The organism is Kosakonia sp. SMBL-WEM22 (assembly GCF_014490785.1).
In the GTDB taxonomy this organism is placed as follows: domain Bacteria; phylum Pseudomonadota; class Gammaproteobacteria; order Enterobacterales; family Enterobacteriaceae; genus Kosakonia.
In genome coordinates this window covers 3,166,029-3,183,496 of sequence record NZ_CP051488.1, presented here as the reverse complement: position 1 = coordinate 3,183,496, position 17,468 = coordinate 3,166,029, and the positions used below count along the sequence as shown (strand labels likewise).

The following is a 17,468-nucleotide window of genomic DNA, read 5'->3' as shown; positions in this document are numbered from 1 at the left end:
GTGCCATCGGGCAGAATGCCTGATGGCGGCTGCGCTTTATCAGGCCTGGGGGGGATGCGCGGTGTGATGCCTGATGGCAGCGTTGCCTTATCAGGCCTGCAGGTGTAACGAGGTTATTAAAGAATCCCTTCTAAGGCCAGGTGCTGGAGCAGCATAATGGTTTTGCCATCGGCAATCTCTCCGCTGTGGATCGCGGCCAGCGCGTCAGCAAAGGTCATCTCCACCACTTCAATATCCTCCCCCTCCTCAATGAGACCGCCGCCGTTGCCGGTGCGCCGGCTTTCATCATATTCAGCAATAAAAAAGTGCAGCTTCTCACTGACCGAGCCGGGGCTCATCCAGGCTTCGAACACCTTTTCAACCCGATCCAGACGGTAGCCAGTCTCCTCTTCAGCCTCCTGTTTTATGCGCGTCTCCGCGTCCAGTTCATCCAGCAGCCCGGCGGCGGCTTCCAGTAAAATACCGGCATGATCGTTAACAAACAGCGGTAAGCGAAACTGCCTGGTGAGGATTACGCTGCGTTTAGCACGGTTATAGAGCAGGATCGTTGCGCCATTACCGCGGTCGTACACCTCCCGGCTCTGCCGCTGCCACTCCCCGTCGCGGCGGCGAAGATCGAAGGTGTATTTGGTCAGCTTTCCCCAATCCTGCGACAGCGGGATCGCCGAAATGATACGTGCTTGTGCCTGTTCAGAGTGCATAGATACTCCTGTTTGCGTTTTAAATCATCATATCGTGCAGATTCGTGTAAAAACAAGATTTTTCATGCATTGGATAGGCGCACAACATTGTCAGAGGGTGTGGGCGCGATTGACAAATCCGGAGGGGAGGGAGAAGCCGGGGCGCACCCCGGCTGGTTTACACTTCGTCTGACGGAACGTCGCTTGCCACGGGAATCAGCTGCACTTTCTGCACCCGATGGCTCTCAACTTCCAGCGTTTTCAGGTGGAAATCGCCGATGGTGACCTCTTCGCCCGCGGCGGGAATACGCTGCAAATGCTCCATTAACAGCCCGGCGATGGTGTGGTAATCGCGTTTATCATCGAGCGGAAGGGGCACATACTGAATGAGATCCTCCAGCGGCATATGGCCGTTGGCGGTCCAGCTACCATCGCTGTTTTTCTGAATATCATGACGGGCGTCAATCTCTTCCACCTCGTTGGGCAGATTGCCGGCGATGGTCTCCATCACATCGCTTAATGTCACCACCCCTTCCACCGAGCCGAACTCATCAACGACAAAAGCGAAGTGGGTTCGGGCATTGCGGAACTGCTCCAGCGCCTGCAGCAGCGGCAGCCCTTCCGGGAAGACCAGCGGCTGGCGTACCAGCACGCGCAGATCCAGCGGTTCACCATGCAGGGACTGCTGCAACAGATCGAGAATATGCACCACGCCGAGCAGCGACTCCTCCTGCTCGCCGCCGGTGACCACAATGCGTGTGTGCTGGTTTTTATCCAGCAGGGCACGCACCTCCGCTTCCGGCGCGTTGAGATCGATATGTTCGATATCGTGACGTGAAGTCATGATGCTGCTTACCGTGCGCTGATTGAGGTTCAGCACGCGCTCAATCATCCGCCGCTCCTGCGGATTGAAAATCTGCGCATCGTCGCTGTCCCGCAGCATAGAGGCAGTTTGCGCATCCAGCTCTGCATCCTCTTTACGCCCACTGAGCAGACGCATTACCGCTTTGGTGGTGCGCTGGCGCAGCGTGTGGTTGGCAAACAGGAAACGGCGACGGTTAAAGATAGCCAGCTGATTGAGGGACTCAATCATCACCGAGAAGCCAATCGCTGCATAGAGATAGCCTTTCGGGATATGGAAACCAAAGCCCTCCGCGACCAGGCTAAAGCCAATCATCAGCAGGAAGCTGAGACAGAGGATCACAATCGTCGGGTGGTTATTGACGAAGCGGGTGAGGGCCTTACTCGCCATCAGCATCAGCGAGATGGCGATAATGACCGCGGCCATCATCACCGCAAGATGGTCTACCATGCCGACGGCGGTGATCACCGAGTCGAGCGAGAAGACTGCGTCAAGCACTACGATTTGCGCGACGACCGCCCAAAATTTTGCCCCGCGCCGCTGGCTGGGGTTATCACTGTCTTTCCCCTCAAGCCGTTCATTCAGCTCTACCGTCGCTTTGAACAGCAGGAACAGGCCGCCGAAGAGCATGATGAGATCGCGGGCGCTAAAGCTTAAATCGCGAACAGTAAAAAGCGGTTGCGTCAGCGTGACCAGCCACGAAATGGAGGCCAGCAGCAGCAGGCGCATCAGCATGGCAAGGATCAAACCGGTCACGCGCGCACGATCGCGCTCTGCGGGCGGTAATTTTTCCGCCAGGATGGCGATAAAAACCAGGTTATCAATACCGAGTACCAGCTCAATGACCACCAATGTGATCAGCCCGGCCCAGATTGATGGATCAGCAATCCACTCCATTGTTAGCGTAAGACCTTATAAAAGATGACACTTGTCACAGGCAGATCATGGGTAACTTTAACGTCGAATGCAATGCTGCCTGCGATTATTCTTATTTAATAAGATAATTAAGACTTATTTAATTCTATTCCCGCGGCGTGATTAAGTTATTTTTAGCTATTTAACATTGGAATTTAGGAACTATCGCATGAGCCTCGGCGTAATGTCATGTTGTCAATATAAGTTAATTCCTAAAATGATAAAAACCAGAGGTTAATATTATTCTTAAAAAAGCTTCAGTCAGGAGATGCCGCCTTGCCTGCCTTAGCCTTAGCTGCAACAATTCCATCGGCATCTTTCAAATATACCTGCGATGTTAATTTCCGCGTTGTTATTCGATGCGGAAAAGGATACCCGCCGTATTTAGCGCGCCGTAGCTGGCGCCCTGACGAGGATGTAAAGGATGACTATCAACGACATATCGATGATCAGTGCATTGGTAACTGGAAGCCAGGGGCGGTAGCATGCCTGTCGGCATGACTGCAGCCGGATTATTCTGTAATGTCATGGGGTTGGATAAATGCTTTTTAGGACTGATGCTAGTTATATTCCTGGTGAATTAACTGCATTCTGATTCTGTGTACTGCTTGAGCGCTTATTTAAATCGCACAGGATAATTACTCTGCCATAGTGATAATTAATCAATGATGAAATCTAAAATGAAATTGATGCCATTATTGGTGTCCATAAGCTTAATGAGTGGCTGCACCGTATTCCCGGGTAGCAATATGTCGACATCGGGAAAGGACGTGATTAAACAGCAGGATGCTGACTTTGATTTAGACAGTATGGTGAACGTTTATCCATTGACCCCGCGTCTGATTGAGCAACTGCGCCCGCGCGTTAACGTTGCCCAGCCAAACATGTCGCTGGATCAAGAGATCTCCTCTTATGAATACCGCGTCGGCCCGGGTGATGTCCTGAGCGTCACCGTATGGGATCACCCGGAGTTGACCACCCCTGCCGGTCAGTATCGCAGCTCCAGCGATACCGGTAACTGGGTGCAGCCGGATGGCACCATGTTCTACCCCTATATCGGCAAGGTTCGCGTAGTGGGTAAAACTCTGGCCGAAATCCGTAGTGATATTACCAGCCGCTTAGCGACCTATATTGCCGACCCGCAGGTGGACGTTAATATCGCCGCGTTCCGCTCGCAAAAAGCCTATGTCTCCGGTCAGGTCAATAAATCAGGCCAGCAGGCGATCACCAACGTGCCGCTGACCGTGCTTGACGCGATCAACGCCGCCGGTGGTCTGACCGACCTTGCCGACTGGCGCAACGTCGTGCTGACCCACAAAGGCAAAGAGGAGCGCATTTCTCTGCAGGCGCTGATGCAAAATGGCGACCTCAGTCAGAACCGTCTGCTCTATCCTGGCGACATTCTGTTTGTTCCGCGCAATGACGATCTGAAAGTGTTCGTGATGGGCGAAGTGAAAAAACAGAGCACCCTCAAAATGGACTTCAGCGGCATGACGCTGACCGAAGCGCTCGGCCAGGCAGAGGGTCTCGACCTGACCTCCTCCAATGCCAGCGGTATCTTCGTCATCCGTCCGATCAAGAACGGCGAAGGTGGTCGCGGCAACAAGATTGCCAACATCTACCAGCTTGATATGTCGGATGCCACGTCGTTGGTGATGGCTACCAACTTCCGCCTCCAGCCTTATGACGTTGTTTATGTCACCACCGCACCGGTATCGCGTTGGAACCGTCTTATCAACCAGTTGCTGCCAACCATCAGTGGCGTTCGCTACATGACGGATACGGCCAAAGATATTCATACGTGGTAATGCGCATGTTCAACAAAATTCTGGTGGTATGTGTGGGGAACATTTGTCGTTCCCCGACAGCGGAACGGCTACTGAAAAAATACCAGCCGGGGCTCACGGTTGAGTCCGCCGGGTTGGGCGCGCTGGTCGGACATAGCGCAGACGCCAACGCCACGTCCGTGGCGGCAGATAACCAACTCTCTCTGGATGGGCATATCGCGCGCCAAATCTCAGGAAAGATGTGTCGTGAATTCGATCTGATTTTGGTCATGGAGAAGCGACACATCTCCCGCTTGTGCGAAATTGCCCCAGAGATGCGTGGAAAGGTCATGTTGTTTGGCCACTGGGATAACGAACGGGAGATCCCCGATCCGTATCGCAAAAGTCGCGAAGCTTTTGAAGCCGTTTACACCTTACTTGACCAGTCTGCCCGCCTTTGGGCGCAGGCATTGCAAGCTCAGCAGGGATAATAATGACAGAGAAAACACACCATTCGCATTCTGCTACGTCGGCAGTGGGCAATGACGAAATCGATATTGGCCGTCTGCTCGGCACAATCATTGAGGCTCGCTGGTGGGTGTTGGGCATTACCGCGCTATTTGCCCTCGCCGCGCTCATTTACTGCATGTTTGCCACGCCTATCTACAGCGCCGATGCGCTGGTGCAGATCGAGCAGAATACCGGCAGTTCGCTGGTGCAGGATATTAATAGCGCGCTGAGTAATAAACCGCCCGCCTCAGAAGCGGAAATTCAGCTTATTCAGTCCCGCCTGGTGCTGGGAAAAACCGTTGACGATCTCGACCTCGACATCTCGGTGGTGAAAAACACCTTCCCACTGTTTGGTGCTGGCTGGGATCGCCTGATGGGCCGGCAGAATGAGACCGTTAAAGTCACGTCATTCGAACTGCCGAAAGGGTGGGCAGATCAAACCTTTACCCTCAAAGTGCTGAGTCCAAAAACCTATCTGCTGAGCAGTGACGGCGGGTTTGAAGCGCGCGGTGAAGTGGGCAAACCGCTGAGCAAAGAGGGCGTCACCATGATGGTGAGCGCGATTCAGGCCTCTGATGACAGCGAGTTTACCGTCACCAAGTTTTCAACTCTTGGCATGATCAACAATCTGCAAAACAACCTGACGGTTGTGGAGAACGGCAAAGATACCGGCGTGCTGAGCCTCAGCTACACCGGCGAAGATCGCGATCAAATCCGCGCCATTCTCAACAGCATTACCCGTAACTACCTTGAGCAGAATATTGAGCGCAAATCAGAAGAGGCGGCAAAAAGCCTGATCTTCCTTGATAAGCAGCTGCCGGAAGTGCGTCACAACCTCGACGTCGCGGAAGATAAGCTTAACGCCTACCGCCAGACGAAAGACTCCGTCGATCTGCCACTTGAAGCCAAATCAGTGCTCGACTCGGTGGTCAACATCGATGCTCAGTTGAACGAACTGACCTTCAAAGAGGCGGAGATCTCCAAGCTCTACACCAAAGCGCACCCGGCGTATCGCACGCTGCTGGAGAAACGCCAGGCGCTGGAAGATGAGAAAGCCAAGCTCAATAAACGCATCACGGCCATGCCGCAGACGCAGCAGGAAATTGTGCGCCTGACCCGCGATGTTGAATCTGGCCAGCAGGTCTATATGCAGCTACTGAACAAACAGCAGGAGCTGCGTATCACCCAGGCGAGCACCGTGGGCGATGTGCGCATCGTTGACCCGGCGATCACCCAGCCTGGCGTGCTGAAGCCGAAAAAAGCGCTGATTATTCTCGGCAGTATTATTTTCGGTCTGATTATCTCCGTTGTTGGCGTACTGCTGCGTTCACTCTTCAACCGCGGTATTGAAAGCCCGCAGGTGCTGGAAGAGAACGGCATCAGCGTTTATGCCAGCATCCCGCTCTCCGAGTGGCAGAAGGAGCGCGACAACGCGCAAACGGCGAAAGGCGCACGCCGCTTCAAACAGAGCCAACTGCTGGCGGTGGGCAACCCGACCGATCTGGCGATTGAAGCGGTTCGCAGCCTGCGCACCAGCCTCCACTTCGCCATGATGCAGGCTAACAACAATGTGTTGATGATGACCGGCGTCAGCCCCTCCATCGGTAAAACTTTTGTCTGTGCCAACCTCGCGGCGGTGATCAGCCAGACCAACAAGCGCGTGCTGCTGATCGACTGTGATATGCGTAAAGGCTATACCCATGAACTGCTGGGTACTGACAATATCAATGGTTTGTCAGATGTGCTGGCAGGGAAGGGCACCATCGAGAGCTGCGCGAAGCCAACTTCGATCAGCAACTTCGATCTGGTTCCGCGTGGTCAGGTGCCGCCTAACCCCTCTGAGCTGCTGATGAGTGAACGCTTTACCCAACTGATTGAGTGGGCGAGTAAAAACTACGATCTGGTACTGATTGACACCCCGCCAATCCTCGCGGTGACCGATGCGGCCGTGGTAGGTCGCCACGCGGGCACCACGCTGATGGTAGCGCGCTACGCGGTTAACACCCTGAAAGAGATCCAGACCAGCCTGAGCCGCTTCGAGCAGAACGGCATCCAGGTGAAAGGCGTCATCCTGAACTCCATCTTCCGCCGTGCAACCGGCTATCAGGATTACGGCTACTACGAGTACGAATACAAGTCCGACTCGAAATAACAAGACTTATACCTCTACCCTCAACGTGCTTTGTCCTCCCCCTTAATGGGGGGAGGGCGTAAGCGAGGGCGAAAAGCGGCATGTGGAACGCATTAGGGATCGCATCATGAGTACAACAGCAAACCCATTAATTTCAATTTATATGCCTACCTGGAACCGCCAGCAGCTGGCCATCCGCGCCATTAAATCGGTGCTGCGCCAGGATTACCCGCACTGGGAAATGATCATCGTTGATGACTGCTCTTCGTCATTCGATCAGCTACAGCAGTTTGTTGACGAGCTGGGTGACCCGCGCGTTAGCTACACGCGCAATGATTTCAACTCCGGTGCCTGCGCTGTGCGCAACCAGGCTATCCTGCAGGCGCGCGGGCAATACATTACCGGGATTGATGATGACGATGAGTGGACGCCAAACCGCTTATCGGTCTTCCTTGCGCACAAACATCTGCTCAATACCCGCGCGTTCCTCTACGCTAACGATTATGTTTGCCAGGGCGAAGTCTATGCGCAGCCGGCGAGCCTGCCGCTCTATCCGAAATCGCCATTCTCCCGCAAGCTCTTCTACAAACGTAATATCGTCGGCAACCAGGTCTTTACCTGGGCGTGGCGTTTTAAAGAGTCGCTGTTCGATACCCAACTGAAAGCCGCCCAGGATTATGACATCTTCCTGCGCATGGTCACCGAATATGGCGAGCCGTTCAAAATTGAAGAGGCGACGCAGATCCTGCATATCAACCACGGCGAGATGCAGATCACCTCTTCACCGAAGAAGTTCTCCGGCTACTTCCACTTCTACCGCAAGCATAAAGATAAGTTCGACCGTGCCAGCAAGAAGTACCAGCTCTTTACTCTCTACCAGATCCGCAATAAGCGCATGAACTGGCGCACGCTGCTGACGCTCTTTTCAGTGCGCAACGGTAAACGTCTTGCTGATGGGCTGCGGGGGAAATAATGCGACTGGAAGATTTTCACGCAAACCACTGGAATTTGCGCCCGTGCTGCATGGTTGCCGCCTACCGTATCGCGCACTTCTGCTCGGTATGGCGCAAAAAGCATGTGATTAACAATATCTGGGCCGCGCCGGTCATTCTGCTCTACCGCTTCATAACCGAATGCCTGTTTGGCTATGAGATTCAGGCAGCGGCAACCATTGGCCGGCGTTTCACCATTCACCACGGTTATGCGGTGGTGATCAACAAAAATGTCGTTGCGGGTGATGATTTTACCATTCGTCATGGCGTGACCATTGGCAACCGCGGCGCTGACAGTCTTGCCTGCCCGGTAATTGGCAATGGCGTTGAGCTGGGCGCGAACGTGGTAATGATTGGCGAAATCACCATTGGCAATAATGTCACCATCGGTGCCGGTAGCGTGGTGCTCGACAGTGTGCCGGACAACGCGCTGGTGGTGGGTGAGAAAGCGCGCGTGAAGGTGATTAAATGAATATTTTGCAGTTCAACGTACGCCTCGCAGAGGGCGGTGCCGCGGGTGTTGCGCTGGATCTCCACCAGCGCGCGCTGCAGCAGGGTTATCAGTCGCGCTTTATTTATGGCTACGGTAAAGGCGGCAAAAAGAGCGTCAGCCATGACAACTATCAGAACGTCTTTAAACAGACGCCGCGTCTGACCTCGATTGCCAACCTGGCGCTGTTCCGCCTCTTTAACCGTGATGTTTTTGGCAATCTCAATAATCTCTATCGTGACGTTACCCGTAGCGAAGGGCCGCTGGTGCTCCATTTCCATGTGATGCACAGCTACTGGCTCAACCTTGAGGACCTGGTGGCATTCTGCCAGCGCGTGAAAGCGCACAAACCGGACGTTACCTTTGTCTGGACGCTGCACGACCACTGGAGCGTCACCGGCCGCTGCGCCTTTACCGACGGCTGCGAAGGGTGGAAAACCAACTGCCAAAAGTGCCCAACGCTGAACAACTATCCGCCGGTCAAAATCGACCGCGCGCATCAATTAGTGGGCCGCAAGCGCCAGCTGTTTAATACCATGCTGGGGCTGGGCTGCCAGTTTATCTCCCCGAGTCAGCATGTGGCTGATGCCTTCAACACGCTCTATGGCGCAGGCCGTTGCCAGATTATTAACAACGGTATTGATGTGGCGACAGAGGAGATCCTCGCCCAGCTCGCGCCGGTAAAAGTGACGCAGGGTAAACCGAAGATCGCCATCGTCGCCCACGATCTACGCTACGACGGGAAAACAAACCAGCAGCTGGTGCGCGACATCATGGCCCTTGAGGATCGCGTCGAGCTGCACACCTTCGGTAAATTCTCCCCGTTTGAGGGGCCGCAGGTGGTGAACCACGGCTTTCTGACCGATAAGCGTAAATTGATGAGCGAGCTCAACGAGATGGATGCGCTGGTCTTTAGTTCGCGCGTCGACAACTACCCACTGATCCTTTGTGAAGCGCTCTCCATCGGTGTACCGGTGATCGCTACCCACAGCGATGCGGCGCGGGAAGTGCTGCAAAAGTCGGGCGGGAGAACCTTCAGTGAAGAGGAGGTGCTGCCGCTGGTGCAGTGCCATAAAGCAGAAATCGCCCAGGCGGTGTTTGACGAGAGCCTCGACGCGTTTCGCGCGCGCAGCCGCCAGGCCTATAGCGGTCATCAGATGCTGGAGGAGTATGTCTCGTTCTATCAGAGTCTGTAGCTATCTGCTGCTGCCGTTGATCTACCTGTTGGTCAACGTGAAATTATTCCAGCTCGGTGAGAGCTTCCCGATCACGATTGTGACTTTTCTGCCGGTGTTGCTGCTGCTCTATGTTGAGCGCATCAACCTGAAAAAATTGATGTTAGCGCTGATGCTCGGTGCGGGACTAACGCTCTTCAACTTTATTTTCGGTAAGTCGCTGGATGCCAGCAAATATGTCACATCAACAATGCTGTTTGTTTACATCGTGATCATTATCGGCATGGTGTGGAGTATTCGCTTTAAAACGATCTCGCCGCATAACTACCGAAAGATTTTAAGATTTTTCTATATGGTGGTGGCGTTAATAGTCACGCTGGCAGCAATGGAGATGGCTCAGATCATTCTTACTGGCGGCAGTAGTTTGATGGAAATAATTTCGAAATATCTGATTTACAGCAACAGTTACGTGCTGAATTTTATCAAGTTCGGGGGTAAAAGAACCACCGCACTCTATTTCGAACCGGCATTCTTCGCTCTGGCGTTAATCTCAATTTGGCTTAGCATCAAACAGTTTGGTATCAAAACGCCGAAGACCGATGCTATGATTCTGGCAGGGATAGTTCTCTCAGGATCGTTCTCCGGGGTAATGACATTTATCATGTTTTACCTTCTGGAATGGGCGTTTCAGTATCTCAATAAAGAGGCAATTCAGAAGAAATTACCGCTGGCAATTATTTCACTTGCGGTGTTTGTCGTGGGCCTCGTATTTGCTTTTCCTTATATCGCGACGCGTATTGGTGATTTAGGAACGGAAGGATCCTCATCTTATTACCGAATTATCGGTCCGCTTGTGATGGTTGGATATTCGCTGACCAATATTGATGGTGTAGTAAGATTCGGCTCACTTTATGAATATGTCGCATCATTCGGAATCTTTAACGGTGCAGACGTCGGGAAAACAATAGACAATGGGTTGTATCTGCTGATCATTTATTTTTCATGGTTAGCGGTAATACTGACCGGATGGTACATGTTTAAAGTCGCTAAAATGACGATGAATGCTTTTGGCAACAATCAGAATTTTCGCGTTCAACTTTTCTTGTTTACCCCGATCTCGTTGTTTTTTACGGGGTCAATTTTTAGTCCGGAATATGCATTTTTAATTGTTTGTCCATTTATTCTGCGTAAAGCGTTGAATATTGTAAGTTCATGAGAAGGTGGGTCACATGCTGCTTAGTGTTATTACTGTCGCGTTTCGCAATTATGAAGGTGTGATGAAGACCTGGCAGTCGCTGGCTCACCTGGCGAAAGCGCAAGATATTGAGTTCGAGTGGATCGTGGTCGACGGCGGTTCGCAGGACGGTACTGAGGATTTTCTGAAAAGCCTCAACGGGCAATATAATTTACGTTTTATTAGTGAGCGCGATAAAGGTATTTACGATGCCATGAATAAAGGCATCGATATGGCCTCCGGTCGCTTTGCGATATTTCTTAATTCCGGCGATATTTTCCATGAAGAGATCGTCGATGTAGTGCGCCAGTTAAGCGAAGCGAAAGAGACCGCGATGTATATCGGCGATGCGCTGCTTGATTTCGGCGATGGCAACAAGCTGCGCCGCAATGCGAAAAGCGGCTGGTATATTTATCACAGCCTACCGGCGAGCCATCAGGCGATCTTTTTCCCGGTGCACGGATTAAAAACGTACCCCTACGATCTGCAGTTTAAAGTCTCATCCGATTACGCGTTAGCGGCCAGAATGTTTAAAGCGGGTTTTCCGTTTAAGCGACTGAAAGGGCTGGTATCTGAATTTTCGATGGGCGGTGTATCCACTTCTAATAATCTCGAATTATGTCAGGACGCCCGTAAAGTTCAGCGCATGATATTACACGTCCCCGGCTTCTGGGCAGAATTATCCTATATGTTGCGTTTACGGACGACGGGTAAAGCAAAGGCTTTATATAACAAAGCGTAACGCCCGGACATAAGGAAAGAATATGCAAGATTTAAAAGGATTCTCCGTGCCGAAAGGCTTTCGGGGCGGGAATGCTATTAAGGTTCAACTGTGGTGGGCGGTGCAGGCGACACTATTTGCCTGGTCTCCGCAGGTACTTTATCGCTGGCGCGCCTTCTTATTACGTCTATTCGGCGCAAAGGTCGGTAAAGGTGTCGTCATTCGACCTTCGGTCAAAATTACCTACCCATGGAAATTAACCCTGGGTGATTACAGCTGGGTGGGGGATGACGCGGTGTTATATACGCTTGGAGACATTACCATCGGCGCAAATTCTGTGGTGTCACAGAAGTGTTATTTGTGTACCGGCAGTCACGACTATATGAGCGCGCATTTCGATATTAACGCGACGCCTATCGTGATTGGCGAGAAGTGCTGGCTGGCGACAGATGTGTTTGTTGCTCCCGGCGTTTCTATCGGCGACGGCACGGTCGTCGGTGCGCGCAGCAGTGTTTTTAAATCGCTACCGGCAAATGCGATTTGTCGGGGCAATCCCGCAGTGGTAACGCGCGAACGCGTTGAAAAGGTAACTCCCTAACAGGGAACATTGAGGAAAATAAATTATGTCTAAAGTCGCTCTCATCACCGGCGTTACCGGGCAAGATGGCTCTTATCTGGCAGAACTGCTTCTGGAAAAGGGTTACGAAGTTCACGGCATCAAACGCCGCGCTTCCTCTTTCAATACTGAGCGTGTTGATCACATTTATCAGGATCCACACACAAGCAACCCGAAATTCCACCTGCACTACGGCGATCTGACCGATACGTCCAACCTGACCCGTATCCTGCAGGAAGTGCAGCCGGATGAAGTCTACAACCTGGGCGCGATGAGCCACGTTGCGGTCTCCTTCGAATCCCCGGAATACACCGCGGATGTTGACGCCATGGGTACGCTGCGTCTGCTGGAAGCAATCCGCTTCCTGGGCCTGGAGAAGAAGACCCGTTTCTATCAGGCATCCACCTCTGAGCTGTATGGCCTGGTGCAGGAAATCCCGCAGAAAGAGACTACGCCGTTCTACCCGCGCTCTCCGTATGCTGTCGCCAAACTGTACGCTTACTGGATCACCGTGAACTACCGTGAATCCTACGGCATGTACGCCTGTAACGGCATCCTGTTCAACCACGAATCCCCGCGTCGCGGCGAAACCTTCGTAACCCGTAAAATCACCCGCGCTATTGCTAACATCGCTCAGGGCCTGGAATCCTGCCTCTACCTCGGCAATATGGACTCCCTGCGTGACTGGGGCCATGCCAAAGATTACGTGAAAATGCAGTGGATGATGCTGCAGCAGGAACAACCGGAAGACTTCGTCATCGCCACCGGCGTGCAGTACTCCGTACGTCAGTTCGTGGAAATGGCTGCCGCGCAGCTGGGTATCAAACTGCGTTTCGAAGGCACAGGCGTAGAAGAGAAGGGTATCGTTGTTTCCGTAACTGGCCACGATGCGCCGGGCGTGAAGCCGGGTGATGTGATTATTGCCGTTGACCCGCGTTACTTCCGTCCTGCTGAAGTGGAAACTCTGCTGGGCGACCCGACCAAAGCGCACGAAAAACTGGGCTGGAAACCGGAAACTACCCTGCAGGAGATGGTCTCCGAAATGGTGGCAAAAGATCTGGAAGCAGCGAAAAAACACTCACTGCTTAAGGCCCACGGTTACGAGGTTGCCATCGCGCTGGAGTCCTGAGCATGACCAAACAACGTGTTTTTGTGGCTGGCCATCGCGGGATGGTGGGGTCAGCCATCGTACGGCAGCTTGAGCAGCGAGCGGATATCGAACTGGTGCTGCGCTCGCGCGAAGAGCTGAACCTGTTGGATGCCGCAGCGGTAGACGCGTTTTTCGCCAGCGAGCGTATTGACCAGGTTTACCTGGCGGCAGCGAAAGTGGGCGGTATTGTGGCGAACAATACCTACCCGGCGGACTTCATCTACGAAAATATGATGATTGAGAGCAACATCATTCACTCGGCGCATAAGCACGACGTGAACAAGCTGTTGTTCCTCGGTTCGTCCTGCATCTACCCGAAACTGGCGAAGCAGCCGATTGCGGAAAGCGAGCTGCTGCAAGGGACGCTGGAGCCGACGAATGAGCCGTACGCGATTGCCAAAATCGCGGGTATCAAGCTGTGCGAATCGTACAACCGCCAGTATGACCGCGATTACCGCTCGGTGATGCCGACTAACTTGTATGGTCCGCATGACAACTTCCACCCGAGCAATTCGCACGTTATTCCTGCACTGCTGCGCCGTTTCCACGAAGCGACCCAGGAGAGTGCGGCAGACGTGGTGGTGTGGGGCAGCGGCACGCCGATGCGTGAATTCCTCCATGTGGATGATATGGCCGCAGCCAGCATTCATGTGCAGGAGCTGGCGCGCGAAGTGTGGCAGGAGAATACCGAACCAATGCTGTCGCACATCAACGTCGGTACCGGTGTTGACTGCACCATTCGCGAACTGGCGCAGACGATTGCAAGCGTTGTCGGCTACAAAGGCCGCGTGGTGTTTGACGCCACCAAACCGGACGGCACACCGCGTAAGCTGCTTGATGTGACACGTCTGCATCAGCTGGGCTGGTATCACGAGATCTCACTGGAAGCGGGGCTGGCAAGCACCTACCAGTGGTTCCTTGAAAACCAGCACCGGTTCCGGGGGTAAGCATGTTTTTAAGTCAGGAAGATTTTGCCACGGTGGTGCGTTCCACCCCGCTGATCTCCATCGATCTGATCGTGGAGAATTCACGCGGCGAGTTTTTGCTCGGCAAACGCACTAACCGTCCGGCCCAGGGATACTGGTTCGTGCCGGGCGGACGCGTGCAAAAGGACGAGCCGCTGGCAGCCGCTTTCGAGCGGCTGACGCAGGCGGAACTGGGACTGCGCCTGCCGATGTCGGCAGGTGAGTTTTACGGCGTCTGGCAGCACTTCTATGACGATAACTTCTCCGGCCCCGATTTTACGACCCACTACATCGTGCTCGGCTTTCGTCTGCGCGTGGACGAGGAGACCCTCGCTCTGCCAACGGAGCAGCACGATGACTATCGCTGGGTTTCGCCGGAGGCGTTGATTGCCGACCCGCTGGTGCATGACAACAGCCGCGCCTATTTCCTCGACGCGCAGGGAGTACCGGGCTTATGAAAATCCTGGTTTATGGCATCAACTACTCGCCGGAGCTGACCGGGATCGGTAAGTACACCGGCGAAATGGTGGAGTGGATGGCCCGTCAGGGCCATGACGTTCGCATCATCACTGCGCCGCCGTATTACCCGGAGTGGAAAGTCGGGCACCCTTACAGTGCCTGGCGCTGGCGTAAAGAGCAGGGAGCCGCCACGGTGTGGCGCTGCCCGCTCTATGTGCCAAAGCAGCCGTCGACCATCAAGCGTCTGCTGCACTTAGGCAGCTTTGCCGTCAGCAGCTTTTTCCCGCTGATGGCCCAGCGCAGCTGGAAGCCGGATCGCATCATCGGCGTGGTGCCGACGCTGTTTTGCACGCCGGGCATGCGCCTGCTGGCAAAAATGAGCGGCGCCCGCACGCTGTTGCACATTCAGGATTATGAAGTGGACGCCATGCTTGGGTTAGGCATGGCGGGCAAAGGTAAAGGCGGCCTGGTGGCAAAACTGGCGGCCGCATTTGAACGCAGCAATCTGCACAACGTTGACAACGTCTCCACCATTTCGCGCTCGATGATGAACAAAGCGCGTGAGAAGGGCGTGTCAGCCGACAAGATTATCTTCTTCCCGAACTGGTCCGAAGTGGCGCGTTTTCGTGATGTCGACGCGGCAAGCGTTGCGCAGTTACGCCGCGACCTCGGTCTGCCGGATGACAAAAAAATCATTCTTTACTCCGGCAACATCGGTGAGAAGCAGGGGTTAGAAAATGTGATCGAAGCCGCTGCACGACTGAAGGGCCATCCGTGGCTGTTCGCTATCGTTGGGCAGGGTGGGGGCAAAGCGCGGCTGGAGAAGATGGTCAGCGAGCGCGGCCTCGACAACGTGAAATTCTTCCCGTTGCAGCCTTATGAAGCGCTGCCGGCGCTGCTCACGCTCGGCGATTGCCACTTGGTTATCCAGAAGCGCGGCGCGGCGGATGCGGTATTGCCCTCCAAGCTGACCAACATTCTGGCAGTGGGCGGCAATGCGGTGATCACCGCCGAAGAGAGTACCGAACTTGGCCAGCTCTGCCTGAATGAGCCTGGTATTGCGGTCTGCGTCGAGCCGGAATCGGTTGATGCGCTGACCTCGGGCATTGAACGCGCGTTAGCGCTGCCCACAAACAACACGGTGGCACGTGAATATGCCGAACGCACGCTCGAAAAAGAGAACGTGTTAAGCCAGTTTATTGCAGATATCAGCCCGGAGAAATCCGCGACGCCCGCAGCCGCCCATGATGGCGCGGCGCATGAGGCGCGCCTCAATTTCGACGGCAATGGGGATAAATCATGAGTCAAACGCAACTCTATCCGGTCGTGATGGCCGGGGGCTCCGGTAGCCGTCTGTGGCCACTTTCCCGCGTGCTTTACCCTAAACAGTTTCTCTGCCTGAAGGGCGATCTCACCATGCTGCAGACCACCGTCTGCCGCCTGAACGGCGTCGAGTGCGAAAGCCCGGTGGTGATTTGTAACGAGCAGCACCGTTTTATCGTTGCAGAACAGCTGCGTCAGCTTAATAAGCTGACCGAGAACATCATTCTTGAGCCGGCAGGCCGCAACACCGCACCGGCAATTGCGCTAGCGGCGCTGGCGGTCAAACGCCACAACCCGGATAGCGATCCGCTGATGCTGGTGCTGGCCGCCGACCACGTTATCCAGGATGAAGAGGCGTTCCGCACTTCAGTACGCAATGCGATGCCTTATGCCGAGGCGGGGAAACTGGTCACCTTCGGCATCGTGCCGGATATGCCCGAAACCGGTTACGGCTACATCCGCCGCGGCGAAGTGAGCCCAGGCCAGGTCGATGCGGTAGCGTTTGAAGTGGCGCAGTTTGTTGAAAAACCGAATCTGGAAACCGCGCAGGGGTATGTCGCCAGCGGCGAATACTACTGGAACAGCGGCATGTTCCTCTTCAGCGCCGGTCGCTACCTGGAAGAGCTGAAAAAATATCGCCCGGACATCCTCGAAGCCTGTGAGAAAGCGATGGATGCTACCGATCCGGATATGGACTTTATCCGCGTCGATGAAGAGGCGTTCCTCGCCTGCCCGGAAGAGTCTATCGACTACGCGGTGATGGAGCGTACAGCCGATGCGGTGGTGGTGCCGATGGACGCAGGCTGGAGCGATGTTGGCTCCTGGTCCTCCTTGTGGGAGATCAGCCAGCACACACCGGAAGGCAACGTACACCACGGTGATGTGATCAGCCACAAAACCGAAAACAGCTACGTCTATGCCGAATCCGGTCTTGTGACCACTGTTGGTGTGAAAGATCTGGTGGTGGTGCAGACCAAAGATGCCGTGCTGATCGCTGACCGTAACGCGGTGCAGGATGTGAAAAAGGTGGTCGAGAAGATCAAAGCCGAAGGGCGTCATGAGCACCATATTCACCGCGAAGTTTACCGCCCTTGGGGCAAATATGACTCCATCGATGCAGGGGATCGCTATCAGGTAAAACGCATCACCGTGAAACCGGGCGAGGGGCTGTCGGTGCAGATGCATCACCATCGCGCGGAGCACTGGGTGGTGGTTGCCGGTACGGCGAAAGTCACCATTGATGATGAAGTCAAACTGCTGGGCGAAAACGAATCTATCTACATTCCGCTCGGCGCACGCCACTGCCTGGAAAACCCGGGCAAAATTCCTCTCGATCTGATTGAGGTACGCTCCGGCTCGTACCTGGAAGAGGATGACATTGTGCGCTTCGCCGATCGTTACGGGCGTATTTAACGCCCATTGCCGGCGCGCCGAGCGCGGGTTCGGCCAGAACAACTATTGATAACATTTATGTGGCCA

General features: G+C 54.1%; 16 protein-coding genes. 14 read left to right on the top strand and 2 right to left on the bottom strand.

The features are described 5' to 3' along the window. Positions 1–116 precede the first annotated feature (116 nt). Together HF650_RS15360 and HF650_RS15355 are read right to left on the bottom strand one after the other, a co-directional pair. Entirely contained in the window at positions 117–701 is a 585-nt protein-coding gene (locus HF650_RS15360; protein WP_187799373.1) for an NUDIX domain-containing protein, read from the bottom strand. A 157-nt stretch (positions 702–858) separates the two neighbouring features. After that, positions 859–2,439 (bottom strand): TerC family protein, encoded by a 1,581-nt coding sequence (locus HF650_RS15355; RefSeq protein ID WP_187799372.1) that lies wholly within the window; start codon positions 2,437–2,439, stop codon positions 859–861. A gap of 683 nt (positions 2,440–3,122) precedes the next feature. Here HF650_RS15355 and HF650_RS15350 point away from each other — a divergent pair. From HF650_RS15350 to cpsB, 14 genes are all read left to right on the top strand, one after another. Further along, on the top strand, positions 3,123–4,265 hold the full coding sequence (locus tag HF650_RS15350) for a polysaccharide export protein (RefSeq protein ID WP_023479113.1): 1,143 nt from the start codon (positions 3,123–3,125) through the stop codon (positions 4,263–4,265). Between the two features lie 5 nt (positions 4,266–4,270). Further along, a complete protein-coding gene (gene wzb / locus HF650_RS15345) occupies positions 4,271–4,714 on the top strand; it encodes a low molecular weight protein-tyrosine-phosphatase Wzb (RefSeq protein WP_187799371.1) in 444 nt (147 codons plus the stop codon). A 2-nt stretch (positions 4,715–4,716) separates the two neighbouring features. Continuing rightward, positions 4,717–6,885 (top strand): tyrosine-protein kinase Wzc, encoded by a 2,169-nt coding sequence (gene wzc, locus HF650_RS15340; RefSeq protein ID WP_187799370.1) that lies wholly within the window; start codon positions 4,717–4,719, stop codon positions 6,883–6,885. Positions 6,886–6,991: 106 nt separating this feature from the next. After that, complete coding sequence (wcaA, locus tag HF650_RS15335; RefSeq protein WP_187799369.1) at positions 6,992–7,837, top strand: colanic acid biosynthesis glycosyltransferase WcaA; 846 nt, start codon at positions 6,992–6,994, stop codon at positions 7,835–7,837. Next, positions 7,837–8,328, top strand: coding sequence for a colanic acid biosynthesis acetyltransferase WcaB (wcaB, locus tag HF650_RS15330; protein WP_187799368.1), 492 nt, complete (start codon positions 7,837–7,839; stop codon positions 8,326–8,328). The genes wcaA and wcaB overlap by 1 nt, the downstream gene beginning before the upstream one ends. Continuing rightward, positions 8,325–9,542, top strand: coding sequence for a colanic acid biosynthesis glycosyltransferase WcaC (gene wcaC, locus HF650_RS15325; protein ID WP_187799367.1), 1,218 nt, complete (start codon positions 8,325–8,327; stop codon positions 9,540–9,542). The genes wcaB and wcaC overlap by 4 nt, the downstream gene beginning before the upstream one ends. Then, positions 9,517–10,737 carry a colanic acid polymerase WcaD gene (gene wcaD, locus HF650_RS15320; protein WP_187799366.1) on the top strand — a complete coding sequence of 407 codons (1,221 nt, stop codon included), beginning with the start codon at positions 9,517–9,519 and terminating at the stop codon, positions 10,735–10,737. Before wcaC ends, wcaD begins: the two co-directional genes overlap by 26 nt. Before the next feature lie 13 nt (positions 10,738–10,750). Beyond that, positions 10,751–11,497 carry a colanic acid biosynthesis glycosyltransferase WcaE gene (wcaE, locus tag HF650_RS15315; RefSeq protein WP_139568103.1) on the top strand — a complete coding sequence of 249 codons (747 nt, stop codon included), beginning with the start codon at positions 10,751–10,753 and terminating at the stop codon, positions 11,495–11,497. Between the two features lie 22 nt (positions 11,498–11,519). After that, a complete protein-coding gene (wcaF, locus tag HF650_RS15310) occupies positions 11,520–12,074 on the top strand; it encodes a colanic acid biosynthesis acetyltransferase WcaF (protein WP_023479143.1) in 555 nt (184 codons plus the stop codon). 25 nt (positions 12,075–12,099) lie between these two features. Beyond that, positions 12,100–13,221, top strand: coding sequence for a GDP-mannose 4,6-dehydratase (gene gmd, locus HF650_RS15305; RefSeq protein WP_187799365.1), 1,122 nt, complete (start codon positions 12,100–12,102; stop codon positions 13,219–13,221). A 2-nt stretch (positions 13,222–13,223) separates the two neighbouring features. Beyond that, on the top strand, positions 13,224–14,189 hold the full coding sequence (locus HF650_RS15300; RefSeq protein ID WP_187799364.1) for a GDP-L-fucose synthase: 966 nt from the start codon (positions 13,224–13,226) through the stop codon (positions 14,187–14,189). 2 nt (positions 14,190–14,191) lie between these two features. After that, the gene (locus HF650_RS15295; protein WP_187799363.1) at positions 14,192–14,665 is read left to right on the top strand and encodes a GDP-mannose mannosyl hydrolase; all 474 of its coding nucleotides are present in this window, start codon (positions 14,192–14,194) and stop codon (positions 14,663–14,665) included. Further along, entirely contained in the window at positions 14,662–15,969 is a 1,308-nt protein-coding gene (gene wcaI / locus HF650_RS15290; RefSeq protein ID WP_187799362.1) for a colanic acid biosynthesis fucosyltransferase WcaI, read from the top strand. The genes HF650_RS15295 and wcaI overlap by 4 nt, the downstream gene beginning before the upstream one ends. After that, positions 15,966–17,402, top strand: a complete 1,437-nt coding sequence (gene cpsB, locus HF650_RS15285) for a mannose-1-phosphate guanyltransferase (protein WP_187799361.1) — start codon at positions 15,966–15,968, stop codon at positions 17,400–17,402. The genes wcaI and cpsB overlap by 4 nt, the downstream gene beginning before the upstream one ends. Positions 17,403–17,468: the final 66 nt, after the last annotated feature.